The sequence below is a fragment of the Nocardia implantans genome (genome assembly GCF_035544775.1).
GTDB lineage: Bacteria > Actinomycetota > Actinomycetes > Mycobacteriales > Mycobacteriaceae > Nocardia > Nocardia implantans.
Window position 1 is genome coordinate 202,516 of the sequence record NZ_JAYKYQ010000003.1, and the last position, 21,750, is coordinate 224,265.

Here is a 21,750-nt window from a genome sequence, read left to right on the forward strand (position 1 = left end):
GACCGAAATGACCACCACCACCGACATCGACGCCATCCGCGCCCTCATCGAGCGCAGCACGCAGGCATGGGACAGCGGCGACGGCGCCGCCTACGGCGCCTGCTTCACCGCCGACGCCACCGACATCACCTATGTCGGCACGGTCTACCACGGCGGCGAGGAGATCGGCCGCGCGCACCAGGCGCTGTTCGACAGCTTCCTGAAGGGCACGCGCCTGACCGTCGAGATCCTCGACATCCGCCGCTACGGCACGGATACCGCCGTCGTCGTGACGCGCGGCGAATCCTCGAAGCGGCCGCCGCGCAAGCTCGGAAAGCTCGCCACCTACACCGTCGTCCGCGCCACCGACGGACAGTGGCGCATCGCGGCCGTGCAGAAAACCCGGCGCAAGCCGCTGATGGAGGCGGTGTCCTTCCTGTCCCAGCCCGCCACCCGGCCGGCCGCGCACTGATGGCCGCCATCGCGGTCCTAGGCGCGACCGGACGCACCGGGCGCATGGTCGTCGACCGGGCGCTGGCCCGAGGACATCACGTCACCGCGATCGTCCGCCCGGCCACCACCGCGGCGCTCGCGCACGGCCCCACCGTGGTCACGGCCGATCCATGCGTACCAGGAGCGTTGACCGGACTGTTCGAGACCACGACGCGGTGATCTCCGCGCTCGGTGCGACCGGGCGCGGTCCCACCACGGTGTATTCCGCCGCCACCGCCCAGATCGTCGCCGCCATGCGTCCGGGCGGACGAGTTCTCGTGATCTCCTCCGCGGCGCTGGATGTCCCGGCCGACGCGGGAACGGGCGCCAGGATGCTCGCCGCCGTCCTGCGCGGGGCCATGCGGCACGTCTACTCGGACATGGCGCGCATGGAAGATCTGCTCGCACACAGTGGTCTGCGCTGGACCGCGGTCCGGCCCTCGGGACTGACCGATGCGCCTGCCTGCGGCAGTCCCCGTATCTCGCCGGGGGCGAACAGCAAGGTCGGCCCGCGCACGTCACGTGCCGACCTCGCCGACTATCTCCTCGACGCCGTCGACGACCCGCACACCTACCGGTCCGTCATCGCCGTCTCGTCCTGATCGCCTCCTCGGGATCCCTTCCGCGTCGCAAGGGCGCACCGGGTGACCGCTCGGTCGGCACCGACGTGCTGGAGGTGTCCCGCCGTGGTGGGTGCACGGCGCTCGCAGCGTCACCCGGCCATCGCCAGAGGGCGCCCCGCTATTCGATCGCCTTGGTGACGATGTCGTCGGCGAGGGGAGCGACCGCTGCGATGATCTCGGCCGTTACCGCGGGGTGGGCACCGGCGGCACGGAGAGCCTCGGTCAAGTGTTCGGCGACGCGATCGAAGTGGTGGCGGGTTATCCCACGACCTTGGTGGATCTGCTTCATTCCCGGCCCCCGGTACGGCGCGGGTCCGCCCAACGCGGCGGCGAAGAACTCGACTTGGCGACCCTGCACTCGCGGCAGGTTGACGCCGGTGAAGAACGGCGCCAGTTCATCGTCGGCCATGATGCGGGCATAGAGGTCCGCTACGACGACCTCGAGCGCGGCGTGGCCTCCGACTCGCTCGTACAGGGTGCCGTCGCAGGGCGTTACCGATGTTGTTTCCACGGGGGCTCCTCGAATCGCGGGCATTCGCCCCACTGAGGATACGAGATCTTTCAGCAACTTCGGTGACTATTTCACCACTTCATTGTATTGCATGGCCGAAGAATATTCAGTCACATAGTTGCCCGAAGGCGGCACGCCGCCCGCGACGTCGTGATCCGAAACCGAGCCCGAATCGGCGCGGACACGCCCGAAGGATTCGGTGTACCGGGCGGTTTCGTGGCTTCGGGTGGAGTGGCGGGTTGACCCGGTCCGCGCGGGCGGGCATGGTGGCCCGGTGGGTCAGGAAGAGGTTCGCCACGGGGTGGCGATGTCCAACCTCGAGCAGCCGCTGTTCGACGGGGCAGAGGCGACCAAGCGCGACCTGGTGGACTATCTCGAGGCGGTCGGGGAGCGGCTGGTGCCGGCAGTGCGGGGCCGGCCGATGTCGGTCGTGCGGATCCGGCCGGGGCAAGACGCCTTCATGCAGAAGAACTTGCCGAAATACACGCCGGAGTGGGTTCGGCGGGTGACGGTGTGGGCCGAGAGCTCGCGGCGGGAGATCTCCTACGCCTTGTGCGACGACGTGCGCACCCTTCTGTGGTTCGGCAATCAGCGTGCCGTGGAGTACCACCCCACGCTTCTGCTCGCCGACCACACGCTCGGTCCGACGCATCTGGTGCTCGACCTCGATCCGTCACCGGGGCAGACGTTCGGGCACGCCGCGCAGGCCGCGGAACTGATCCGCGCGGCACTGGCGAACGACGGATTGGCGGGCGCGGTGAAGACCAGTGGGGCCAAGGGCGTGCACGTTTTCGTGCCGGTGGAGCCGGGCACACCCGTGGACGACGCGGCCGCCGCCACCCGCGCGATCGCGGCCAGGGCCGAACGCCTCGATCCTGGCCTCGGGACCACGGCGTTCATCAAGGAAGACCGCGAGGGCAAAGTCTTCCTCGACTCGACGCGCGCGGGTGGCGCGACCGTGGTCGCGGCTTACAGTCCGCGGATCCGTCCCGGCACCCCGGTCTCCTTCCCCCTCGCGTGGTCGGAGCTCCACGACGTGACGCCGACCGATTTCACCCTGCGCACGGCGCTCGACCGGCTGGCGGACCGGGATCCTTGGCGGACCGAAATGCCCGCACCGCAACGGCTTCCGGACGACCTGATCGCCGAAGGGCACACCATCCCGGTAGCCCGGGTGCAAGCGATGCACGAGGGCAAGCGGCGCGCCCGCGCCCGCCGCGCGGCCGAGACGCCGCCGAACAGCTGACGCGCATCGATCACCTCACCTGCGTCCTCCGCAGCGCCCTCGCGTGCTCATCACACGGATCGGCAGCTGTCCTGTCGAGATATCGATCTCAGCGCGCTGAACCTGATCGGGATGTCGGGACCGCTCACCCCGGGGCAGTTGGCGGACCGGCTCGGGGTCGGTCGCGGCGGCGCTGTCACCACGGTGGTCGACCGACTGGAGCGGGCGGGGTACGTGCGGCGGCGTCGCGATGTGGAAGACCGGCGGCGGGTGCGGGTGGAACTCGTCGCGGTACGGGCGGAGGTGGCGGTGGCTCCGCTGTCCGGGGAACTCGCCGCGCTCGGCGCGGATCTGCCGCAGGACGACGCGGCACTGCTGACACTGCTGACTTTCGTGCGCGGCGTCAATGCCGCGCTGGTTCGCGCGACGGGCCGGGTCGCCGACGCGCACGCTGTCTGAACCGCCGTCGAATTGACACTTCCGGAAATGAGAATGATATTCTCATGTTGGTGCTGCCATGACAGGAGAAGAGGGCCGACATGCTGTTCGAGTTCGACGCCGACCAGCGACTATTGCGCGAGACGGCGCGTGAGGTCACCGCGAAGCAGTGCCCACCCGCTCTGATCCGTGACCTCGTGGACAAGGACCTCGAACCCGGCCCGCTGTGGCAGACGTACGTGGACATCGGCTGGACGGAACTGACGGACCCGGCCCTGAGCGTCGAATTGGCCATCGTGCTCGAAGAACTGGGACGCGCCGCCGACCCGACTCCTTTCCTGGCGTCGATGTCCCAGTTCGCGCCCCTCGTTCCGGGGACGGCTCGGATCGAACGACCCTGTGCGGCAGTGTATTCCGGCGTCATGGCCAGACGTGACGGCACGGGTTGGCGGTTGGACGGCACCGCGCGCGATGTGCTCGACGGCGACCGTGCGGAGCGGCTGGCCGTGGTGACCGATGCCGGTGTGTTCGTCGTCGCGGCCGCGGCGGTGACCGCGCGCCGCACGCCGGTCTTCGATCCGGTGCTGCACGTCGCGGAGGTCGGCTTCGCCGATGTGCGAGTCACCGACGCCGACCGCAGCGAGATCGATCCGGCGCGCGCGCGTCAGCACGCGCTCACCGGGCTCGCGCTCACCACCGTCGGCGCCTGCCAGCGCATCCTCGATCTGGCCCTCGACCATGTGCGCGGCCGCCGCCAATTCGGCACGACCATCGGATCGTTCCAAGCGGTGCAGCACAAGGCGGCCGATATGCACATCGCGATCGAGCGCGCCCGCGCACTGGGATTCTTCGCCGCGCTGTGCCTGGCCGCCGACGACCCGCGGCGGCGGATGGCGGCGTCCATGGCCAAGGCCGCCGCGGGGGAGTGTCAGGCGCTGGTCTTCCGTCACGGTCTCCAACTGTTCGGCGCCATGGGCTTCACCTGGGAGAACGACCTACAGTTCGCGCTCAAGCGGGCCAAGGCGGGCGAGCTGATGCTCGGCGGCGCGGCCGAGCACCGGGCGCTGATCGCCGAGGAGTACCGTGCGGCTCACCTTTGATCCCGTCGTCGAGGCGTTCCGCGCCGAGTTCGTCGCCTTTCTCACCGAACACCTCCCGAGCGAAGCCGAGGCCGCGGAGCGCTCCCGCTCCAGCGCGCACGTGCCGCACTGGGCGCGCCGCTGGCAACGTCTGCTGTTCGACAACGGCTGGCTGCTCCCGGCGAATCCGCCGGAGTTCGGTGGGCGCAATGCCACCGTGCTGCAGCAGTACGTGCATCTGGAGGAGTTGTCCAAGCGGCGGATCTACCACAGTTTCAATCCGCAGGGGGTCGGGATCGTCGCGGCCTCGCTGCTGTCGTTCGGCACCGAGGAACAGAAGCGCCGCTGGGCGGTGCCGATCCTGCGGGCCGAGATCACCGCCGCGCTCGGCATGAGCGAGCCGAACGCGGGATCCGACCTCGCCTCGCTGCGTACCAAGGCGGTACGCGAGGGGGACGAATTCGTCGTCGACGGCCAGAAGGTGTGGACCTCCGGCGCGCACGACGCCGACGTCCTGCTCACCTTCGTCCGCACCGATCCGGCGGCCCCTAAACATCGGGGAATCAGTGTGCTGCTGATCCCGACCGACGCACCGGGAGTGACGCGGCGACCGTTCCCGTCGGTGTGCTCGCCGGAGGATCTGGATTTCAACGAGGTCTACTTCGAAGGCGTCCGCGTGCCCGCGCGGAATCTGGTCGGCGCGCTGAACCAGGGCTGGTCGGTGGCCACCGGCTCGCTCGGCCACGAGCGCACGCTGTTGTGGCTGGGCTACGCCGATCGGCTGGAGGACCTGCTCGGCGACTTCCGCCCCAGGACGGTGCTCGACCGCGACGCCTACGCGAGACTCGTGATGGACACGCACGCGCTGCGATTGCTCGGATCGGCCGCCCTGGCGCGGGAGGCGCGCGGCGAGCAGGACGTGCCCGCCCTCTCGATTCTCAAGGTGCTCGGTTCGGAAGCGGTGCAATCGGCGTCGGAGCATGCGCTCGATGCCGCCGGAGTGGACGGGCTCGCCCACCCCGCGATGAGTTCGCGCCCGAATCCCTTGAATCTCGACCACTTCTCCGCGGGCTGGTTCGAGCGCTACATCCGCAGCTTCGCGGGCACCATCGCCGGTGGCACCTCGGAGATCCAGCGCACGATCATCGCCGAGCGGGTGCTCGGCCTGCCGCGCGGCTGAAGCGCGAAGACACTGCCGCCCCGAGGCTTCCGGCCGCGGAGGCGCCGGGGCGGCGGCGAGTCAGTGTTCGACCTGCACGCCGAAAGTGTTGAAGGCCATCGCCAGCGTCGTGTAACCGCCGACCGTGAACACCAGGTCCATGCGTTGCCGTTCGTCGAGACGTTCACCCAGGGCGGTCCAGGTCGCTTCGGACAGCGCCGACTTCTCCCCGAGTTCGTCCACGGCCCGTAGCAGCAGGCGGTCGAAATCGTCGTCGGCGCTCCGCTCGCCCCTCGCCGCGGCGATGTCGTCGTCGGTGAGCCCGGCCTCGGCGCCCATGCGGACATGGTGATGCCATTCGTACGCGCAGCCCCGCTGGTGGGCCACCCGGAGAATCGCGAGTTCGCGCAGTCGTGGCGCCAGCGTGGAGCCGAAGAGCAGATGGACGTTGAAGCCGAGGAAGGCCTTGGTCAGGGGCGGATGGCGCACCATCGTCGCGAGCGCGTTGCCGGCGGCCTGCGGATTTCGGCGGTGCGCGGGCAGCATCCGCGACAGCGCGGCGTCCACCGCGTCGTCCCACTGGTCCTCCGGAAGTGGGGTCACAGTCATCGGCCTTCTCCTGTTAGTTGAAAACGTCCTTCTCCATTTTGATCACTACATTTCCAAACCGGTCGGTGGTAGTCAATGCGCCAGGTAAGCGGTGGCGCCGCCCCGAAAGCGGCGGTAGCGGTCGGCGATGTTCACATCGGGCATCACCTCCCGTGGAGACAGGGTCCGATCTGTGGCAAGTATTGATTCTCACTGTTGGAGAAGATACGTTTCATTTTTGCGAGAGTGTGTTACCAAAGGGGTCGGTCACTCCCACGCGGTCATTGCCCCGCCGCTCGAGATCGGCCGACGGGCCCAGCGCAGGAGGGTGAGCATGAGTGCTCGAGGGTTCGATTCCGCCGATCGGGGCTTCGATCCGGCGCACTCGGTCGCCGGGTGGCGCGCCCACGCGCGCAAGCATCTGCTGCGGTACCGGCTCGCGGTGGTCGCCGCCACCGCCGTCGACGTGGTGCGGCACGCGGGCGGCTGGCTGTGCGACCGGACGATGGCGGGCTGGGAGGTGACCGTGCTGCTCGCCGACTGCTCCGGCGCGCGGTCGCTGCAGATCCTGGGCGCCACCGTGCTCGATCTCGAGCGGTCGCTGGCCACGCCGGTGCACGACACCTGGCCGCATGCCGTCGCGGTGGCCCAGGAGTTGTTCGCGGCCGACGCCAGGGTCCGGCAGGGCGTGCTGGACTGCCTGGATCACGGCCTGATCGAAGTCGCGCTGTGGGGCGAAGAACTGCCGGAGGAGCTCGACCGCAGGCTCGATCCGGTACATCACCGGCTCAGTGTGGCCGCGCGGGCGTTCAAGGGCTGTGCGCTGACGGCGGCGGGTGCGCCGGCCTCGAACGTCGGCGCCGCGGAGACGTTCCGCAGCGGTGAACTGCTGCTGACCGGATTGTGGGGCGGCACCGACCTCGTCGCGGTGGGCTGAACGCGAACACCGCGGGGCGGTCGAGAAGTCCGCTCATCGCGACCGATTCGGACGGGCTACGGGCCGCACCGGCGCGGAACCGGTCTCACCACCTGTGGTGACGCGGCCGCCGATCAACCCAGATTGGCCGTCAGCGGGGGCAGGTCGAGGGCGGTGCGGATGCCGGGCGGCGCGGCACACAGGTATGAGACCGCGTTGACGGCCCGGTTGGCCGCGTACCGCGGCGACATGACGCTGAGCCCGCCCGGGTCGCCGGGATGACGCAGATCCATCTCGATCGGGGTCTCGCCGCCGATCGCCACATGCCATCCGGTCTCGCGGACCGGCCAGGCCTGCCGGAGTGCGGTCGTGCAGTACCAGGTGGACCGCAAGCGCAGCGGGACGCGGCCGCCGCCCCGTCCGGAGATGGTGATGCGTTGCGCGGCAACGGTTCCGGCCGCCAGCGTGGTGCACCCCAGCGGTACGTCGTGTTCCGCGACAGCCACCTCGCCCGCCACGTCGAACGCGTCCAAGGGCAACCGGACGGCATCGGCCACCAGTCGCAACGACGGACCGAAGGTCTGGGCGGCGTGGGCGAGCCGCTGCCGGTCGAACGGCGCCGCGGCTGCGCCGAAACCCATTGTCTCCAGGAGCAATCGCGACGTTCCCGGGTGGGTGAGGTCGACGCTCTCCTCGATCGACATGCGGTCGATCCTGCGCTGGATCGAGCTGAGCGCGACGGGAAGGGTCTCGGTGACGAAGCCGGGCGCGAAGCCGGTGCTCAGAATCGACGCCCCGCCGAACCAGCACGCGGCCTCGACGCGCGCGCACACCGCGGGGTCCACGGTGCCGGGGTGCCGCAGATCGCCGTGGGTGGTGACCACGTTGACGCCGGCCACCAGCAGGCGGCATACGTCCTCGACGTCGAACAGGCGGGGCAGGTACAGCACGCAGTCGGCGCCGAGCGCCAGGATCTCGTCGACCTCCGTGGTCGCGGCGACTCCGGTGACGCCGCCCCACCCGCACAACGCGCCCGCGTCGACGCCCGCCTTGGCCGGATCGTGCACCCGCACACCGGCGAGCACGAGGTCGGGATGATCGAGTACGGCCCGCAACGCGTGCACCCCGACGCCGCCCGTCCCCCACTGGACGACCCGGTAGCGGCCGTCTGTCCCGTTGTAACCGTGTGACTGTGGGTTCTGGTCCATCGCTGGCGTCCATTCCGTGCGTCGGGGAGGGGGCAGAAGGCTGGTCACGGCCGGAACCGGAGCAGACCGTCCTGGGCGAACGAGGCGACGAGCGCGCCGTCGGGCGTGTGCATGTCGCTCCTGCCGAAGGAGCGGCCGTGGGCGACGAGCGGGCTGTGGTGGCCCAACAGCGAGTGGGTCGAGCGCCGCCTAGACCGGGTCGAACGCTGAGATGCGCCACGTGCCGTCGGCTTTGCGCAGTGTCACCAGGACGCTGCTGGCGGCGAGGGCGGGGTCGGGTTTCTCCGCGCTCGTGGTGGTCTGGTTGATGAACACCAGGACCACGGCCTCGTCCGTCCGTAGGTCCGACACGGCCGCCCGGACGACGGTCGCGCTCGTGCGGACCGACTTCTGTTTCGCCGCAGGCGCCACCACCTGCTGGGTGAACTGGCTGTAGTACGCCAGGAAGCCGCCGGTCAGAAAGGACTTCGCGGCATCGAGATCGTGGTCGATGGTCTCCGGTGCGTAGGACAACAGCGCCACCGTGCCGCGCGATGCGGCATCGAGCGCCGCCGCGGCGTCGCCATCGGTACGGTTGTCCGGCCGGTACTGCACGAAGAACAAGCAGGCGGCGGCGACAACCGACGCGACGACGAGGACGGCGAGCGCGGGCAAGGCGTATTCGGTCCGCAACACCCGGGAGAGGCGCCGCGCCTTCGGCTTCCGGCCGCCGGCTTCCGTCGTTTCGGAGGGCGGCGTATCCGGCGGCTCGGGAACGTCCTGCTTCGATTCGGCGACCGCCGCGCTGTCGGCGCTCACGGTACGAACTCGACTTTCGACATCTTGAGTTGATCTCCGTCCCGCGTCACGGTCACGCTCAGCCGCCAGGCGCGCGGCTCTTGCCGCGCCCCGGCCGAATTGGTGACCTGTGAAGTGGCGGCGACGAGAACGACCGCGGAGTTCTCGGTCATCGACTCGAGCGCGGTGGCGTTCACCTTGCCCTCGGTGGCGACCCGCGACTGCTGGATCACGGTCGTGAAATCCGCGGCCCTAGTTTGGAAGTCGCCGCGAAAGGATCCGGTGGAGTTGTCCAGGACGCGCTGCACGTCCTCGTTCGCCCGGTTGAAGTCGAGCGTCGTCAAGGCGACCACCCCTTGTCGCGCGGCGGCGGTGAATTCGGCTGCGCGGCGGTCGTTCTGGGTGACGTCGTGATGGTGCTCGACCATGTATCCACTGCTCGCCAGCGCGACGGCGATCACGGCCATGGCGCCGACGGCCGGTGTGGTGCGACCGCGAAGACGCCGGGTGAGTGTGACCTTCTGGGGCGGAAAACCGGTAACCGCGACCTTTTCGGCGGTTCCGGTCCCCGCCGAAGTGCGTGCTCGACGGCGCGACTCGGCCGCGCGCACGCGGGCGCGAGCCGCTTCGGCGCGTGCCTCGGCTGCCAGCGCCTCCGCCTCGGCTGCCTCGGCGGCCAGCGCGAGTTCCTCGGCTCGGCCGTGCGGGTCGCTTCCCTCGGCTTGGTCGTCGCCGTCCTGGACGGGTGGCGATTTCAGGGTGTGTCCGGCGCTCGGGCTCATCACCACCTCCGCGGTAGCGCAACGGAACGAGTCGGCAGAGCTGGGGCGTCGCCGGGTCTGTTGCGTCGACTGTGACGAGAATGACGTTATCACAGAAGGAAGGGTTCACTCGGAAAATGCATCTTCTTCACGGTCTGGAAACGCTATCTAACAGCGTAAATATTGTTCTCTGCCTGGATGAAGGGTGTTGTAGGGGTGCGGCGGGTGCGGGGTTTCCGCAGTCGATCGGTGTCCGCCGACCGGAAGCGGCGGCGCGGCACGAACCGAATCAGTCGCCCAGTGCTCGTCGCGCGGCGAGTATCGCGTGGACGGCGGAAGCGTCCGCGCCCAGCGTGGAGGCGCGGGGGCGTGGGCCGGGCGGTGGCGTCGGCGGGACAGCGGCGTGGCGGGCGTCCGCCGGGCCCGGTGGCGTCGCCGCGTACGTCGCGGCGACGGCGGCCAGCGACAACTCGATCAGCTCCCCACCGCCGCGTGCCATCGACTCGGCGACCATGCGCGCGGCTTCCAGTCCGGTGAGCGGATCGGCGAGCGCGTCGGCGCAGAAGACGGGTTCCGTTCCGCTGCCGCCGACCAGTCCGCCCGCCACCGCGGCGTCGTCGCCGAACCCGGGGCGATGGGCGTTCGCGGCGTCGGCGCCGTGCGCGGTCACCCGCAACCAGACGCGGCCGGGGCGGCTCGCGATCCGATCCGGGCCGAGCCCCCGGCGGGTCAGCGCGGCCGGGCGCGAACCTTCCAGCACCACGTCCGCGGCCGTCAGCAGCTCTCGCAATGCCGCGGCGTCGAAATCCGCGGCGTAAGAGAGCTTTCCCGCGTTCATCCAGTCGAAGAACGCGGGGGAGCCCGCTCGCGGGCCGTCGGGTCGCCGCGGGTGCTCGACCTTGACCACCGTGGCGCCGGCCGCGGCGAGCAACCGGCCGCACAGCGGACCCGCCCACATCGAGGTGAGGTCGGCCACGAGGCATCCGGCCATCGGGCGCGGACGTCCCCTGGGGCCGAGCGGGCGGACCCGCGGTGGCGCGGCATGGGCTTCGCCGAGTATGGCGGCCGGGATGTCCAGCAGCCTCGCGCGTTCGGTCACCGTGGTCGCGGGGTGACGTGCGGCCCACCGCGTCACCGCGTCCCATGGTTCCTCCGGTGGCGCCGCCGTCTCCAGCAGCGCCGGGACGGCTTCGAGATCGGCGGGACGAGACAAAGTGAGCGCGCACCAGCCGTCCCGGGTGGCGAGCAGGCGGCTCGCCCCACCTACGGAAACGCGGCCGCGCCGGGTCGCGCCCGACAACGCGGCGCGCCCGCTCAGTTCGAGAGGAACGTCGATCCGGATCCCGGTGTGCGCGGTGAAGTCCGCGGCGACGGCCTGCGCCCTGGACAGGATTGCGGCGCGGGTGAAATCGGGCTCGCCGTCCGGCATTCCGGTCAGCCAGGCCAATCCGCCTGCGGCCCAGACGGCCTCGGGGGACGTCCTCGTCGGCACGATCACCGAGTCCGCCCACGGGGTGCGATGGCATCGACGAGGCCCCAGACGAGCGCGGTCGACGCCGGGATGGTGCGGCCGCTGAGCACCAGATACCCCGTTCGCCAGCGGCCGATCCTGCGGGTGACGCTGACGGTGCCGCCTGCGCCGGGGATGAGCCCGAGGTCCAGTTCGGGCAGGCCGAATTCCGCACCGGGGTCGGCCACGACGGCGCCGCAGGCCGCGGCCATCTCCACTCCGCTGCCCAGTACTCGCCCGTGGACCACGGCGCGACAGGCGCGGCCGAGACGTGCGGTCACTTCGTGCAGCGCGAGCGCCGGGCTGTGGCGGGTGCGCGCCAGATGCGCGGCGGCCACGTCGGTGAAGGCGCCGAACTCGGCGAGATCGCCGCCGCTGCAGAACGAGGGGCCGTTGCCGCAGAGTTCGACGGCCAGCACCGACGGATCGAGCCGGGCGATCGCGAGTGCGTCGAGCAGGGCGGCGCGGGTGCGGTTGTCGAACGCGTTGTGCCGATGCGGCCGATCGAAGCGGATGGTCAGGGTGTGGCCGGTGCGCACGACTTCCAGCGGCTCGGCTTCCTCCGGCGGGATCGCCGCCGGTCCGCGCTCCCGCAGCCAGGCGCCGAACTCGGGCCCGCCTTGCAGCGTGGAGTACGCGAAAGACTCCGTGAGCAGACCGGTCCGCACGTCCGAGGCCTGCGCGGCGCGCAAGACGTCGTCGCAGATGGTGGCGGCCGTTGGGTGGCGCTCGAAGCGCTCGCGCAGCGCCGCGACGGACCCGTCGACGGCGGCGACGGTGACGACCCGCGGATCATCGCTGTGCGCTTCGGTCAGGGTGAAGCTGGCGTGCTCGAGCCAGTGTTCGGCCGCGGGGCCGATGGGACCGGTGGCGACCGCCACGACGACGCCGTGCGGCGCCGCGTCGGTTGCCGCATCCGGCGCCGCGGTCACCTCGATCACCCGGAACATCGGTTTCCGACCTTCCTGCGCATCGCTTTCCCTGCGGCTGAATATGTTATTCTCCGATCGAGAGAATGACAATATCGTGCGTTCGAGGACGATGGCGGAAAGGGTGCGGAATGAGCGTTTCGCTCTTGCTGGACATGGCCGCCGCGGTCAACCCGGACCGGCTCGCGGTGGTATGCGACGAGGTGCGCTGGACCGCGTCCGAACTGAGCGCGCGCGCCGGGGGCGGCGCCGCGGTGATCGCGAACTCCGGCGCCAGGAGCGTGGCTTACGTGGGCACCGGCGGCCATCTGCTTCCGCTGCTGATCTTCGCTTCGGCGGGCGCGGCGATCCCGTTCACGCCGTTGAACTATCGTCTGGCCGCCGATTCCCTGGGTGAACTGATCGCTCGGCTGGATGATCCGCTGGTGGTCTGCGACGACGAGTACCACGACATCGTGGCCGCGTTCGGCGGCAGGATCATGCGCGCGACGGCATTCGCGGAGGCGGCGGCCACCACCGATCCCCGCGCCGGCATCGAGTCGCCCGATCCGGACGAGGTGGCGGTGGTGCTGTTCACTTCCGGAACGACAGCCAAGCCGAAAGCGGTCGAGCTCTCGCACAACAATCTGGTCGGCTACATCACCGGGACCGTCGACTTCGATTCGGCCGAGCCCGCCGACGCCGCGCTGATCTGCGTGCCGCCCTACCACATCGCCGGGATCAGCGCGGCCCTGTCCAACCTGTACGCCGGGCGAACCATGGTGTATCTGCGCAACTTCGACGCCGCGCGGTGGGTGGAGCTGGCGGGCAGCGCGTCGGTCACCACCGCGACCGTGGTGCCGACCATGCTGGATCGCATCCTGACCGAACTGCAGCGCTGCGGGGCGAAACTGCCCGCTCTGCGCAATCTCGCCTACGGCGGAGCCAAGGTCGCGCTCCCGCTGGTCCGCAAGGCGCTCGACCTGCTGCCCGAGGTCGGTTTCGTGAACGCCTACGGCCTGACCGAGACCAGTTCCACCATCGCGGTTCTGGGACCGGCCGATCACCGGACGGCGCACCGGTCCGGCGACCCTGCGGTGGCGCGGCGGCTCGGTTCGGTCGGGCGTCCGGTGCCTGGCATCGAGGTGCAGATCCGCGACGACGACGGGCGGGTGCTGCCCGCCGGTGCGACGGGCGAGTTGTTCGTCCGCGGGCCGCAGGTGTCCGGGCGGTACACCGGGATCGGGTCGGTGCTGGACGAGGAAGGGTGGTTTCCCACCAAAGACGTGGCGATGCTCGACGCCGACGGCTACCTGTTCATCGGTGGCCGCGCCGACGACACGATCATTCGCGGCGGGGAGAACATCGCGCCGGCCGAGATCGAGGATGTGCTGGTCGAGCACCCCGCGGTGCGCGAGGTGGCGGTCGTCGGCGTGGAGGACGCGCAGTGGGGCCAGATCATCGTGGCGGTGGTGGTGCCCGCGAACGGCGCGACACCGGACCCCGCCGCGCTGCGCGACTACGTCCGCGCCCGCCTGCGCGGCTCGCGGACGCCCGATCGGATCGTCTTCCGTGACTCGCTGCCGACGACCCCGACCGGCAAGGTGCTGCGCCGCGAACTCGCCGACGAGTACGGCCCGCAGCCGGTCGCCGAAACGTAGTCACCGTCAGGAAAGGACGACAATGGTCAAGAACGGCACTCGCCTGCGCAGCCAGGTATGCGACACCGAGGTGATCGTGGTGAAGGCCGCCGACAGTCTCGACGACCTGCGCGCAGGGGGTCTTCCGATGATCCCCATCGGAGCGGAGCGGACTCCGGGCGCCGAGCCGGTCGCGGACTACGCCGGCGGCAATCTGATGGGTAAGCGCTATGTGGACGACTCCGGCGCCGAAATCCTCGTCACCAAGGCCGGTGCCGGCACGCTCAGCGTCGGCAGCACACCGTTGGCGCTGAAGGAAGCCCAGCCGCTCCCGGCCAGCGACTGACCCTGATGCCGGACGAAATCAGAACTCGCACGAACACAAGCCCTGGCGCAGGGGCCGGGTATGGAGCGGAAGGACGCGAAACGTGACGGAATCGAAGATGCTGGTGTTCTCCAACGCCGTGGCGGGACAGGACGACGCCTTCAACGAGTGGTACGACACCCGGCATCTGGCCGAAGTGGTCCAGGTGCCCGGCGTGACGAGCGGGCAGCGGTTCGAGCTCGTTCCCGCCGCACTGCCCGGCGGCAATGCCGAAGCGCCCGCGCACCGGTATCTGGCGGTGTACGAACTGAGCGACGACCCGGACACGGTCGTGCGAGCGTTTCTGGAGCGGGCGGGCAACGGACAGATCCAACTCGACGAGGCGCTGGACGTCTCGACGCTCGCCGTGTCGGTGTGGCGCGCTCGCGGCAAAGGGCACGCTGCGGCCGAGTGAGCATGTGGGTCGCGCCGCGCCCGGTGATCGAGCAGGTCTACGAGCTTCTCCGGACACTCCGACGGACGGTGGCGTCGATACCCCGGCGGCGATCGCCCTCAGGTGGGGGCATGGCCGGCAGTGATCCCGTGGGCGCAGAAGCTCCAAACCTCTTCTGGCGTGAGTGGTTTCGCGCCGGGGTCCGCGTTGGCGGGCTGCGAGGTGAACATCACGGTGTGCATGATCATCGCGGCGAGGCGGCGGGGGTTGGCGGTGGCGGTCAGCCTGCCCGCCGTCTGCGCCTCCGTCATCAACTCGGTGAACAGCCCGAACAGCGACGCGTGCGCCATGCGGACCTGCGCGGGATGCGAACCGAGCAGCTGGCGGGAGAACTCGGTGAACAGCGGTCGGCGCGCGTCCGGATCCGGCCGGCACAGATGGAACAGCAGCTCGACCGCGGTCCGCAGCCGGTCCAGCGGTTCGCCGCTGTTGACCGTGGCCGCGCGGATCTGCTCGACGGTGCGGCCGAGCGCGTCCTCGTACAAGGCGAGCAGGAGTTCGTGTTTGCCGTCGAACTGCAGGTAGAAGCTGCGCAGCGATTGCCGTGACCGGTCGACGACCTCCTGCACCGTGAAGTCCGTACTGCCCTTCTCGGTGATGATCGCCTGCGCCGCGTCCAGGAACCGTTGCACGCGCTGGCCCGCGCGCAGCTTCGCCGTGCGTAGCGACCGCTCCACGGCGCGCTGCTTCCAGGCGGGCTCGCCCCGCCCATCGACATCGGTCATGGCCGCCGCGTCCCGCGTGCCGACGCGCACGCCCTCGGCCGCGCCCGGTCCGTCCATGCCCGGTACTCGCTCGGAACCATCGTTTTTCCTCTACCGTGTGGCATCGTCGCGGTGAAACTAATATTATCGTTGAAGAAGAATCATATTCTCAAAGTGGTGAGATGGAAGTATTTCCGGCGGTAGTCGATGCGGGCGGCCGGATGTTGCTGGAGCATCGCGCGACGATCGCGAAGGAGTACCGTGCAACTGAGTTTCGACGACGACGTGGAAGCGTTCCGCGCCGAGTTCGCCGAGTTCCTCGACCGGCACCTGCCGCCGGAATCCGCTGCGGGCGAACGCCCTCGGTCGACCTCGCACATTCCCGAATGGGCGCGCCGGTGGCAGCGGCTGCTGTTCGACAACGGCTGGCTGGTGCCAGGCCATCCGCCGGAGTTCGGCGGCCGCAACGCCGGGATCCTGCAGCAGTATGTGCACCGCGAGGAACTGGCCGGGCGCGGAATCTACGAGAACTTCAATCCGCAGGGCGTCGGCATCGTCGCCGCGTCGCTGATCACGTTCGGGACGCCCGAGCAGCAGCGGCGCTGGGCGGTGCCCATCCTGCGTGGAGACCGCACCGCATCACTCGGGATGAGCGAGCCGGAAGCCGGTTCGGATCTGGCCGGTCTGCGCACCAGGGCGGTCCTGCGCGACGACCGTTTCGTGGTGGACGGGCACAAGATCTGGACCTCGGGCGCGCACGATGCCGACGTCCTGCTCGCGTTCGTGCGGACCGATCCGGACGCGCCGAAGCACCGCGGCATCTCGGCCCTGCTCATCCCGACCGATCTGCCCGGAGTGCGTCGCAGGCCGTTCGCCTCGGTCTGCGCTCCGGACGACCTCGACTTCAACGAAGTGTTCCTCACCGGGGTGGAAGTACCGGCCGAAAACCTGGTCGGCGAGCTGAACAAGGGCTGGCAGGTGGCCAACGGATCGCTCGGGCACGAGCGCACACTGCTGTGGCTCGGCTTCGCCGACCGGCTGGACGGCCTGCTGGCCGACTTCCGGCCGGAAACCGCTGTGGCCGCCGATCGCTACGCCAGTCTCGTCCTCGACGCGCACGCGCTGCGCCTGCTCGGATCGAGCGCGCTGGCCAAGGCCGCGCGCGGCGAGGACGCCGGTCCCGGACTCTCGGTGCTGAAACTGCTCGGCTCCGAAGCGGTGCAACGCGGAGCCGAACACGCGTTGGCGGCGGCGGGGTCGAGGGGACTGACGCACCCGGACGTCACCGCACGCCACAGCGCGTTCACCCTGGAGCAGACCGCGCCGGGCTGGTTCGAGCGCTTCGTGCGCAGTTTCGCGGGCACCATCGCGGGCGGCACGTCGGAGATCCAGCGCAACATCATCGCCGAGCGCATCCTGGGACTGCCCCGGCGGTGACGGCGCCGCCGATGTTCCGGGGATCGACCGGCGATCGCGTTGCGCGCCTGGGCTGTTCGTCCCGGCACGGCCGGTGGACGCAGGCCGCCCGCCCGGATCACTCGCTGAGCGAGATGGCCGCGCGGGCATTGCGCCACCGCGTCCCGCACGCGCGCTTCGACCTCCGGGGTCGCTTCCGGCCGCAGGACGTGTAGTTCGTCCTGGTCGTCGAGGTCGAACACCTCGGGAACGATGCCCGTGCAGATGCCGTTGCTCTCGCAGGCCTGATAGTCGATTTCGATTCTCATCGCGCCGCCTTCGTTTGTCGGTGTGCCCGGCCCGCCGTGGGAGCTACGGATGTGGTGGGCGACGTGGCGCCGCCGCGGATCGGCAGCGCGGTACACGTTCATCGAGGCGGCTCCCGCTGCGCCGAGGTGTCCGCCGAAGACGCCGACGCAGTGCCGGATTCGGGCTCCGGCATGGCGATGATGGCGTGCGCGGGGCAATCCAGCAGGGCGCGCGACACCGCGTCCTGATCGGCGGCCGCCACGACGCCGGTACCCTCCAGCGACGCGTAACCCCAGTCGTCGAGCGAGAAATGCGCGGGCGCGTGTGCGGCGCACAGGCCGAATCCGTCGCACAGCGTCCGGTCGAGCCGAATCCTCATGAGGCGGACGCCGCTTCCACGCCGAAGGGCCGCTCGGCCGGGTGGACGCCGCGGGCGCAGGTGGGGCACCGGCCTTCCAGATGCGCGGTCACCTCCGCGGTGAACCGCGCCAGCAGAGTGGCGGTGGCGTTGGCCGCGCCGTCCAGCGTTGCGCAGGCGCCGCGGCCGCGCAGCACCACCGACCATCGCCGCAACCGGTCGACGTCGGCGGCGGTGGCCGTCCCGTCGCGCAGCGCGGTGGCCGCGGCCGCCATCGCGGCGGTGCCGTTGAAGCAGGATCCGCACTGGCCGGCGTTCTCACGGTCGAAGTAGCTCAGTACCGCCGCGGCGACCGCGACGGGGCATTCGGCGGTGATCAGCGATATCGCGCCGCAGCCGAGCCCGCTGCCGAGCGCGCGCAGCGATTCGTGGTCCAGGGTGGCCGTCAGCACCGAGCGGTCCACCATGCCCGCGAAATAGCCGCCCGTCATGGCACCGCGCACCTGGTCCGGCGCGACGCCGTGCAGGGCGAGCAGGTCGGCGAATCTCGTGCCGTGCGGCAGCTCGTAGAGCGCGGGCGGCCGCCCGGCGCCGGTGACGGTGGCCAGGAAGGTCCCTGGGGAATGCGCCGTGCCCACACTGCGGAACGCCGCACCGCCGTGCCGTTGGACGAACGGCAGATGCGCCAAGGTCTCCACGTTGCCGACCATCGTCGGCAGCCCGTCCACACCCTGCTGGAACGGGCGCGGCGGCTTGTCGGACGGCTTCGCCGGGCCGCCGTTGATCGCCCGGATCGCCGCCGTCTCCTCTCCGGCGACATATGCCGGGTCCACGGTGACCAATTCGACGGCGATCTCTGCGATTCCGGCCCGGTCGAGTTCGGTCAGAGCGGCGTCGACGCGGCGCGCGGATGCCGGATCCGAGACGTAGACATAGGCGCGCCGCGCGCCGACGATCCCGGCCGCGAGGCGCAACCCGTCCAGCACCAAGTGTGGGCGGTGGCGCATCAGCCATTTGTCCTTGATCGAGGCAGGCTCGCCTTCCTCGCCGTTGGCCACGACGACGGTTTCGCGCCCGCGTAGACCGGCGTCGCGCACCCCGGCGAGCTTGACGGCGATGGGGAACGCCGCGCCGCCGCGGCCGAGCAGCCCGCTGCGGCGCACTTCCGCCAGCACCGCGTCCGCGGAATGCAGCCGCCGATAGCCCCCGGCTTCCCGATAGGCGGCCAGATCCTCGTCGCCGCCGCTCATCCGCAGCAGGCGCGGCACGCAGCCGGGCGCCGCGGCCACGGTGAGCCCCGGGACCGGCTCGACAATTTCCTGCATGGCAACCTCTTCCGGCTGAATCTCGAGCGAGGGACGCGACGTCGTCGCATGGCGGCGGTTAGGCTTTCCGCCATGAGGACCGCGGTGCTGCGTATCAATGTCGACCCGGACGGGCAGCTCACCGCGGCACAGCTGGCGGACGGGACGACCCGGTTGCGCGCACAGGCCGCCTCGATCGCGGCGCAGCTTCCGGACGACGATCTGGCGGCGAAACCCGCGCGACGGCGGGAAGTCCAGTTGCTGGTCGAGACCGACGATTCCGCCGCCGTGATGGACGCGGCGATCCGGGTGTGCGCCGCGGCGTTCGGCACCGCGCCTGCGCCCGGTGTGGTGACCTTCGTCAGCCGCGGGACCGATGACGACGCACGCGGCGTGCTCGCCGGTTTCGGCGTGACCGGCGAGATCACCCGCTCGCTGGACGCCGACGGTTTCGACGTGGTGTCGGTGACGCTGCGCGCGTCCGATCTGGAGCGGGTGCCAGAGAGCCGGATCCACACCGCGCTGGAGGCGTCGCTGAACTGCGAGGTCCGGATTCACACCCGCTGAGCGACGCGGGCGCAGCCCTGGCATCGATCGCGCGGGCATCAGCCGTCCAGGAACTTCAGGATCGCAGGGGCCGCAAGCACCCAGGTGTCGAACATGTTGTAGTGCGTCGCTCTTCCGCTCGCGCGGTTCTCCATCGCGCGTTCCCAGGCGTCCTCCGGCCAGGGCGGATCGATCAGCGTCGAGCCCTCGATCAGGCAGCTCACCTCGAGCGAGGTGCGCTTGGGATGGTCCAGATCGCCTGCGCCGCCACGGATGATCAACGTGGGGACCCGGATGCGATCGAACATCTCGTCGTCCACCCCGGGGATCGTCTGTCCCGGTTTCGGGACGTAGGCGCCGAGCCAGCGCAACGACAACTTGACGAACTCGTCGCGATCCAGGCCCAGCAGGCGCCGTTCGTTGGCGGGGTTCTTGGCGATGCGTTCGCGCCACTCCCGCAGCAGCGGCAGGCCCGCGACCCCGCTGCTGCGCACCACCTGCAAGCTGGGCAGCACGTAATAGGCTCCCAGATTGAACATTCCGTAGACGCCGCCCACGATGTTCCACAGCGCCAGTTTGGCGACCCGCTCGGGGTAGAGCATCGCGGTGAGCATCGAGTCGCGCGCGCCGCCGGAGCCACCCGCGAGCACGCAGGGACCCGCGCCCAGCGCGGCGAGCAAGCCGTCGAGCGTCGCCGCTCGCATGTGCGATTCCGTCTGCCCGTAGAACTGCACGTCGGAGGCGCCGCAGTTGGGGCGGTCCCACAGCAGCACCGACCGGCCGCCCGCGACGAGCGCTTCGGCCAGCGGACGCAAGCCGGGCACGTCCATGCCGAACCGGCCACCCGGGGTCAGGACGACGAGTTCGCCGCCGTCGCCGAGGATCTCGTACACCACCTTGCCGCCGTTGATCTCCACCGAGGACACCCGGCCCGCGCCGGTCCCGCTGCTCACGCGGCCCGCCTCAAGCCATGACCACGACGTCGTCGCCGACGACACGGACGGGGTAGGTACGGATGCTCCATTCGGGTTTCACCGCTGTGGTGCCGGTCGCGAGTTCGAAACCCCATTGGTGCCACGGGCAGTAGATGAATTCCTTGTCCCGCACCATCACCGCGTCCCCGGGGACGGACTCGTCGACGACGGTGCGCCCGCGGGCGCGGCCGGCGCAGAGCGGGCCGCCCTCGTGCGGGCAGTAGTTGGCGATGGCGTAGAAGGTTCCGCCGACGTTGTAGACGCCGACACCGTGCCGGCCGATCGGCACCACCTTGGACGATCCCGGCGGGATCTCGTCCACGGTGGCGACGACGTGCTCGCGCCCTTGGGCCAGCCGTGGCGGCTGGGATTCCTCCGGCATTCAGAACACCCGCCTCTGGCCGTCGATGGCGGGCACCGTCTCGGGGAGGTGATAGGTCTCGATGCCGTTGCGGTACATCACGCGGTCGCGTGCGTACCCGGGAAGATGCTTGACCAGCCAGCGGGGATCGTCGAAGGTCCAGTGCGGGTAGTCCGAAGAGTACAGCAGGATCCTGTCGGCCTCCATCCATTCGAACGCCCTGGTGAGTTCGGTCTTGTCCTCCGGATAGTCCAGCGGCTGGGTGGTGAACTTGATGTGCTCCTTGACGTAGTCCGACGGCTTGCGCCGGATCCCTGTCCACGACTTGCGCGCTGCGTAGATCGCGTCCATCCGCCACATCAAGGGCAGGATCCAGGTGAAGGCATGCTCGACGAACACGATCCGCAATGCCGGGAAGCGGTCGAACACCCCGTCGAAGATCAGGCTCATGATCTGGTTGGCCGCCAACAGCGAGTACGTGACCATGAAATCGTGGTTGTAGCTGGGGAAACCGACCGGCGGCATGGGCATCGTCTCGTACGCGCCACGGCCGAGATGGCAACTGACCACCAGGTCGTGCTTTGTCGCGGCCGCCCAGATCGGGTCGTATTTCGGGTCGCCCCAGGCCGGTCGAGGTTCGGCCTTGATGAGGATCTGCGCCATATACGGGTGCCCGGCCCAGTGCTCGATCTCGCGGACCGCGCCCGGCGGGTCGTCGATCGCCGCGCAGATCGAACCGCGCCAGCGCTGGTGCCAGTTGTTCTTCGAGTCCAGCCAGTGCTCGGCCAGCCAGTGGTTGACGCCAGTGGCCAGCGCCTGCGTGGCCTCGGACAGGCGCGCGGCCTTGACCGTCGGCTCCAGGATCGCGATGTCCGAACCGGCTTCGACGATCAACTGCCGGAAGGCCAGCTCCGGGTCGCTGCCGGCGAATTCGCCGTCGGCGGGGAAGGTGTCCACCCGCATCGCGTAGGAATGCGCGTAATCGGGGGCGTCGTAGACGATCGTCTCGCCGACCCGGTGACTGAGGAAATAGGAGCTGCGGTACGGCTCGGGGATGTGCTCGACGAGTTCGCCGCGGCGTGGCACGGGGTGCACGTCCGAGTCGACGACCCGGACGGCGACCTGCTCGGGCGCCGGGGCGCGGTGCTGCTGGTGGGCCAGCCTCAT

24 protein-coding genes and 2 pseudogenes are annotated in these 21,750 nt (G+C 70.0%); 12 read left to right on the forward strand and 14 right to left on the reverse strand.

The genetic code is table 11. The annotated features are described in order from the left end of the window. Positions 1-7 precede the first annotated feature (7 nt). Both U3653_RS08780 and U3653_RS08785 read left to right on the forward strand, forming a co-directional pair. Positions 8-451, forward strand: coding sequence for an SgcJ/EcaC family oxidoreductase (locus U3653_RS08780; protein WP_195079121.1), 444 nt, complete (start codon positions 8-10; stop codon positions 449-451). Beyond that, positions 451-1,073 (forward strand): annotated as a pseudogene (locus U3653_RS08785) (NAD(P)-dependent oxidoreductase). The gene U3653_RS08780 and the pseudogene U3653_RS08785 overlap by 1 nt, the downstream one beginning before the upstream one ends. Positions 1,074-1,212: 139 nt before the next feature. On the opposite strand, the gene U3653_RS08790 reads toward U3653_RS08785, so the two are convergent. Then, the gene (locus tag U3653_RS08790) at positions 1,213-1,605 is read right to left on the reverse strand and encodes a group I truncated hemoglobin (protein ID WP_323124082.1); all 393 of its coding nucleotides are present in this window, start codon (positions 1,603-1,605) and stop codon (positions 1,213-1,215) included. Positions 1,606-1,879: 274 nt separating this feature from the next. Between U3653_RS08790 and U3653_RS08795 the strand changes: the two genes are divergently transcribed. From U3653_RS08795 to U3653_RS08810, 4 genes are all read left to right on the forward strand, one after another. Further along, positions 1,880-2,851, forward strand: coding sequence for a DNA polymerase domain-containing protein (locus U3653_RS08795; RefSeq protein WP_195079124.1), 972 nt, complete (start codon positions 1,880-1,882; stop codon positions 2,849-2,851). Positions 2,852-2,947: 96 nt separating this feature from the next. Further along, on the forward strand, positions 2,948-3,289 hold the full coding sequence (locus U3653_RS08800) for a MarR family transcriptional regulator (RefSeq protein ID WP_324722361.1): 342 nt from the start codon (positions 2,948-2,950) through the stop codon (positions 3,287-3,289). An 80-nt stretch (positions 3,290-3,369) separates the two neighbouring features. Next, on the forward strand, positions 3,370-4,368 hold the full coding sequence (locus U3653_RS08805; protein WP_195079126.1) for an acyl-CoA dehydrogenase family protein: 999 nt from the start codon (positions 3,370-3,372) through the stop codon (positions 4,366-4,368). Further along, a complete protein-coding gene (locus U3653_RS08810) occupies positions 4,352-5,527 on the forward strand; it encodes an acyl-CoA dehydrogenase family protein (RefSeq protein WP_195079127.1) in 1,176 nt (391 codons plus the stop codon). Before U3653_RS08805 ends, U3653_RS08810 begins: the two co-directional genes overlap by 17 nt. A 60-nt stretch (positions 5,528-5,587) precedes the next feature. Here U3653_RS08810 and U3653_RS08815 read toward each other — a convergent pair whose 3' ends face one another. Continuing rightward, positions 5,588-6,115: a carboxymuconolactone decarboxylase family protein gene (locus U3653_RS08815; RefSeq protein ID WP_195079128.1), complete on the reverse strand. Its 528-nt coding sequence runs from the start codon at positions 6,113-6,115 to the stop codon at positions 5,588-5,590. A gap of 403 nt (positions 6,116-6,518) precedes the next feature. Between U3653_RS08815 and U3653_RS08820 the strand changes: the two genes are divergently transcribed. After that, a complete protein-coding gene (locus U3653_RS08820) occupies positions 6,519-7,031 on the forward strand; it encodes a hypothetical protein (RefSeq protein WP_195079431.1) in 513 nt (170 codons plus the stop codon). A 113-nt stretch (positions 7,032-7,144) separates the two neighbouring features. On the opposite strand, the gene U3653_RS08825 is transcribed toward U3653_RS08820, so the two are convergent. The 5 genes from U3653_RS08825 to U3653_RS08845 all read right to left on the reverse strand — a co-directional run bounded on the left by U3653_RS08825 (position 7,145) and on the right by U3653_RS08845 (position 12,216). Then, complete coding sequence (locus tag U3653_RS08825; RefSeq protein WP_195079129.1) at positions 7,145-8,218, reverse strand: NAD(P)H-dependent amine dehydrogenase family protein; 1,074 nt, start codon at positions 8,216-8,218, stop codon at positions 7,145-7,147. A 189-nt stretch (positions 8,219-8,407) separates the two neighbouring features. Further along, positions 8,408-9,016: an Rv1363c family protein gene (locus tag U3653_RS08830; protein WP_195079130.1), complete on the reverse strand. Its 609-nt coding sequence runs from the start codon at positions 9,014-9,016 to the stop codon at positions 8,408-8,410. Next, entirely contained in the window at positions 9,013-9,777 is a 765-nt protein-coding gene (locus U3653_RS08835; protein ID WP_323124081.1) for an Rv1363c family protein, read from the reverse strand. Before U3653_RS08835 ends, U3653_RS08830 begins: the two co-directional genes overlap by 4 nt. A gap of 268 nt (positions 9,778-10,045) precedes the next feature. Then, entirely contained in the window at positions 10,046-11,185 is a 1,140-nt protein-coding gene (locus tag U3653_RS08840; protein WP_195079433.1) for a CoA transferase, read from the reverse strand. 65 nt (positions 11,186-11,250) lie between these two features. Beyond that, complete coding sequence (locus U3653_RS08845; RefSeq protein ID WP_195079131.1) at positions 11,251-12,216, reverse strand: enoyl-CoA hydratase/isomerase family protein; 966 nt, start codon at positions 12,214-12,216, stop codon at positions 11,251-11,253. Between the two features lie 110 nt (positions 12,217-12,326). Between U3653_RS08845 and U3653_RS08850 the strand changes: the two genes are divergently transcribed. From U3653_RS08850 to U3653_RS08860, 3 genes are all read left to right on the forward strand, one after another. Next, positions 12,327-13,835, forward strand: a complete 1,509-nt coding sequence (locus U3653_RS08850; protein WP_195079132.1) for a class I adenylate-forming enzyme family protein — start codon at positions 12,327-12,329, stop codon at positions 13,833-13,835. 22 nt (positions 13,836-13,857) lie between these two features. Then, positions 13,858-14,160, forward strand: a complete 303-nt coding sequence (locus U3653_RS08855) for a hypothetical protein (protein ID WP_195079133.1) — start codon at positions 13,858-13,860, stop codon at positions 14,158-14,160. An 82-nt stretch (positions 14,161-14,242) separates the two neighbouring features. Beyond that, positions 14,243-14,593 carry a DUF4286 family protein gene (locus U3653_RS08860; protein ID WP_195079134.1) on the forward strand — a complete coding sequence of 117 codons (351 nt, stop codon included), beginning with the start codon at positions 14,243-14,245 and terminating at the stop codon, positions 14,591-14,593. A 98-nt stretch (positions 14,594-14,691) separates the two neighbouring features. Here the strand turns inward: U3653_RS08860 and U3653_RS08865 are convergent, their stop codons facing one another. Continuing rightward, positions 14,692-15,357: a TetR/AcrR family transcriptional regulator gene (locus U3653_RS08865; protein WP_195079434.1), complete on the reverse strand. Its 666-nt coding sequence runs from the start codon at positions 15,355-15,357 to the stop codon at positions 14,692-14,694. Between the two features lie 240 nt (positions 15,358-15,597). Here U3653_RS08865 and U3653_RS08870 point away from each other — a divergent pair, with 240 nt between their 5' ends. Then, positions 15,598-16,773 (forward strand): acyl-CoA dehydrogenase family protein, encoded by a 1,176-nt coding sequence (locus tag U3653_RS08870; protein ID WP_195079135.1) that lies wholly within the window; start codon positions 15,598-15,600, stop codon positions 16,771-16,773. Positions 16,774-16,892: 119 nt separating this feature from the next. Here the strand turns inward: U3653_RS08870 and U3653_RS08875 are convergent. From U3653_RS08875 to U3653_RS08885, 3 genes and pseudogenes are all read right to left on the reverse strand, one after another. Further along, a pseudogene (locus U3653_RS08875) lies at positions 16,893-17,060 on the reverse strand (ferredoxin); the annotation flags it as partial. Positions 17,061-17,158: 98 nt separating this feature from the next. Continuing rightward, positions 17,159-17,419: a ferredoxin gene (locus U3653_RS08880; RefSeq protein WP_195079136.1), complete on the reverse strand. Its 261-nt coding sequence runs from the start codon at positions 17,417-17,419 to the stop codon at positions 17,159-17,161. Next, entirely contained in the window at positions 17,416-18,723 is a 1,308-nt protein-coding gene (locus U3653_RS08885) for an NADH-ubiquinone oxidoreductase-F iron-sulfur binding region domain-containing protein (RefSeq protein WP_195079137.1), read from the reverse strand. The genes U3653_RS08880 and U3653_RS08885 overlap by 4 nt, the downstream gene beginning before the upstream one ends. A 72-nt stretch (positions 18,724-18,795) precedes the next feature. On the opposite strand from U3653_RS08885, the gene U3653_RS08890 reads away from it, so the two are divergent. Beyond that, a complete protein-coding gene (locus U3653_RS08890) occupies positions 18,796-19,269 on the forward strand; it encodes a hypothetical protein (RefSeq protein WP_195079138.1) in 474 nt (157 codons plus the stop codon). A 38-nt stretch (positions 19,270-19,307) separates the two neighbouring features. Here U3653_RS08890 and U3653_RS08895 read toward each other — a convergent pair whose 3' ends face one another. The 3 genes from U3653_RS08895 to U3653_RS08905 are packed head-to-tail and all read right to left on the reverse strand — an operon-like array spanning position 19,308 to position 21,750. After that, a complete protein-coding gene (locus U3653_RS08895) occupies positions 19,308-20,174 on the reverse strand; it encodes an alpha/beta fold hydrolase (RefSeq protein WP_195079435.1) in 867 nt (288 codons plus the stop codon). Positions 20,175-20,211: 37 nt separating this feature from the next. Next, positions 20,212-20,604, reverse strand: a complete 393-nt coding sequence (locus U3653_RS08900; protein WP_195079139.1) for a Rieske (2Fe-2S) protein — start codon at positions 20,602-20,604, stop codon at positions 20,212-20,214. Then, positions 20,605-21,750, reverse strand: a complete 1,146-nt coding sequence (locus U3653_RS08905) for an amidohydrolase family protein (protein WP_195079140.1) — start codon at positions 21,748-21,750, stop codon at positions 20,605-20,607. It lies immediately after the preceding gene.

Bases quoted from the DNA above. Each gene is read 5' to 3' on its own strand.
- U3653_RS08780 (WP_195079121.1), top strand. From the start codon at position 8: ATGACCACCACCACCGACATCGACGCCATCCGCGCCCTCATCGAGCGC.
- U3653_RS08805 (WP_195079126.1), top strand. From the start codon at position 3,370: ATGCTGTTCGAGTTCGACGCCGACCAGCGACTATTGCGCGAGACGGCG.
- U3653_RS08815 (WP_195079128.1), bottom strand. From the start codon at position 6,115: ATGACTGTGACCCCACTTCCGGAGGACCAGTGGGACGACGCGGTGGAC.
- U3653_RS08825 (WP_195079129.1), bottom strand. From the start codon at position 8,218: ATGGACCAGAACCCACAGTCACACGGTTACAACGGGACAGACGGCCGC.
- U3653_RS08835 (WP_323124081.1), bottom strand. From the start codon at position 9,777: ATGAGCCCGAGCGCCGGACACACCCTGAAATCGCCACCCGTCCAGGAC.
- U3653_RS08840 (WP_195079433.1), bottom strand. From the start codon at position 11,185: ATGCCGGACGGCGAGCCCGATTTCACCCGCGCCGCAATCCTGTCCAGG.
- U3653_RS08845 (WP_195079131.1), bottom strand. From the start codon at position 12,216: ATGTTCCGGGTGATCGAGGTGACCGCGGCGCCGGATGCGGCAACCGAC.
- U3653_RS08850 (WP_195079132.1), top strand. From the start codon at position 12,327: ATGAGCGTTTCGCTCTTGCTGGACATGGCCGCCGCGGTCAACCCGGAC.
- U3653_RS08855 (WP_195079133.1), top strand. From the start codon at position 13,858: ATGGTCAAGAACGGCACTCGCCTGCGCAGCCAGGTATGCGACACCGAG.
- U3653_RS08865 (WP_195079434.1), bottom strand. From the start codon at position 15,357: ATGACCGATGTCGATGGGCGGGGCGAGCCCGCCTGGAAGCAGCGCGCC.
- U3653_RS08880 (WP_195079136.1), bottom strand. From the start codon at position 17,419: ATGAGGATTCGGCTCGACCGGACGCTGTGCGACGGATTCGGCCTGTGC.
- U3653_RS08885 (WP_195079137.1), bottom strand. From the start codon at position 18,723: ATGCAGGAAATTGTCGAGCCGGTCCCGGGGCTCACCGTGGCCGCGGCG.
- U3653_RS08890 (WP_195079138.1), top strand. From the start codon at position 18,796: ATGAGGACCGCGGTGCTGCGTATCAATGTCGACCCGGACGGGCAGCTC.
- U3653_RS08900 (WP_195079139.1), bottom strand. From the start codon at position 20,604: ATGCCGGAGGAATCCCAGCCGCCACGGCTGGCCCAAGGGCGCGAGCAC.
- U3653_RS08905 (WP_195079140.1), bottom strand. From the start codon at position 21,750: ATGAGGCTGGCCCACCAGCAGCACCGCGCCCCGGCGCCCGAGCAGGTC.